The organism is Merdimonas faecis, from assembly GCF_001754075.1.
Lineage (GTDB): Bacteria > Bacillota > Clostridia > Lachnospirales > Lachnospiraceae > Merdimonas > Merdimonas faecis.
Genome location: NZ_MIEH01000064.1, coordinates 1 through 2,040, shown reverse-complemented (window position 1 = coordinate 2,040; position 2,040 = coordinate 1). Strand labels below are relative to the sequence as shown.

General features: G+C 35.0%; 1 protein-coding gene and 1 tRNA gene. Both read right to left on the bottom strand.

Annotated elements, in window-relative coordinates; genetic code table 11:
* Window positions 1–474 precede the first annotated feature (474 nt).
* Complete coding sequence (locus tag BKD12_RS16240) at window positions 475–1,779, bottom strand: ATP-binding protein (RefSeq protein WP_242872792.1); 1,305 nt, start codon at window positions 1,777–1,779, stop codon at window positions 475–477.
* A gap of 83 nt (window positions 1,780–1,862) precedes the next feature.
* Window positions 1,863–1,934: transfer RNA gene (locus tag BKD12_RS16235), tRNA-Glu, on the bottom strand.
* Window positions 1,935–2,040 lie beyond the last annotated feature (106 nt).

Here is a 2,040-nt window from a genome sequence, read left to right as displayed (position 1 = left end):
ACTAATTATGGAAAGAACCAATTTACCGTGTACGCATATTCTCCTCCGATAAAAATATGTTTATGCTTTCTTCTCATCCCCATTAAAGTTAGCAATGTATAGTCATAGGAGCGTTTTCTGATATAAGAAAGAAGTACTAGAATCATCAAGAAAAAAAGAAGTTCATAGGTCAGCAGGAATGAAAAGAAGGTAAAAACTTCTTCGACAGTTTCAGACAAACCGCTTGGCGCAATTTTATACAAACAATCTGCCCTTAAGACTATAAAAAAATATTCTTTCCATACCTTCTCCTCCCTCGCCGGACACAATCTATCTAAAACGGAATATTGCTAATTGCTAATATTTCTTGTCTTATTGCCATTTACTATGTAGTGCATAGTAGTTACTTTTATTCTGCTCCTTATGTAAGAGAATGTCAATAGAAAAAACAAAATTGTGCAGACAATGTCTGCACAATTAAATCCTTAATTACTTCTATTTGCAAATTATCCAGTAGCCTTTTTTGTCAGATCCCCTTCTTTCAATTTTCCCCTCTTGTTTTAACTTCTTTATAATTCGATTGACTTTACTGTTACTAAACCCTGTATTTTCACTGATAATCCTTATTGTAATACTAGGTGTTGCTTCTAAAATAGACAAAATTATCTGTTCATTCTTTTCCTTGTTATTAACAATGTTTTTTATATTTCTCGAAAGATTTACTATGTCATTTTCACACCGCACACCATTTTCTGTGTCATTTACTATGTCATTTTCACACCGCACACCGTTTTCTATGTCATTTACTATGTCACCTTCATATCCCACAACACAATCTAGACCATTTTTCTTATCAATAAGATCTGTTCTTTTTCGGATTGACAAAGAAAATGGGAAAACCACTTTTATAAAATGATCCGATATTTCAAAAATGTCTCTATCATAGTATTTTAAAATACGGCTCATGCCTGATCCAAGCTGCTCTACTAATCCCACATCTTTAAAAACCCTCATTAGCTCTCTGTTTCGCGGCATACTGCTACAACTGAAGAAATCCTCTTTACTCTGACCTGATATAAGTCCACCATATGATGTAAATTCCATACGATCACTAAAAATCTCAAAAACAGGCGGTATTTCTCTGGAGAAATCGTTATGCACAATAGCATTTATCAATGCCTCCCTCAATGGTACAGGCTCGATCAAATTCTTTTCTATTCTCTTGGTACTCGTTACTTTTGCTTTCGTGACGTTTTCAACTTTCATCTTCTCTAAGACTTGATTTGTCGCTTTGATCAAAGAACAATATCCATACTCCTCATTTTCGATCAGATCAACCTTATCTGTCCCGGCATATTTAGCAACTTTAATGGATACACCGTTTTCATCTGCCAACAAATATGCAATATAATTATACTGTCCATCTGGTGTAAGTAACTCAAGACTCTGAGCGAATCTACTATTTAATTCAAGTCCCCGTTCCTGATAATAAATTTTTAACTGTGCAAAAGTTAAGTCCTGTCTCGGAGCCGGAATATTACGCAATGTAGTGTGTATCCTTTTCGAATACAGCTCATCTATCAATGTCGTTGGCATAGGCTGTGTAGAAGTTCCAATCCTCATAAAACATCCACTTGGGGACATTCCCTTATTTTTAACATAATAAGGTTTTTCAAGACCACTGGAAATAATAATCTTTGTAACAGATATTCCATCTATGGCATCCGTAACGATATCGAAAAGACCTAGTGTTGAAGGCAAAATATTATTTTTTATTCTGTCTGCAATTTTATCTTCCACTGTTAATATACGGAACTGTTCCTTTTGATTACCTCTCAATTTCCGGGCACGAAAAAAAGTCCCATTTTCTGGGACTTTTTTAGTGACTCCGAGGGGAATCGAACCCCTGATTCCAGCGTGAGAGGCTAGCGTCTTGACCTCTTGACCACGGAGCCATTTCGTATCGTACTTGCCTATTATAGCAGAGAATTTCTATTTAGGCAAGTACTTTTTGCAATTTTTTTAATTTTTTATTTTACTCCTGAAGTGAAAAGTTTATTT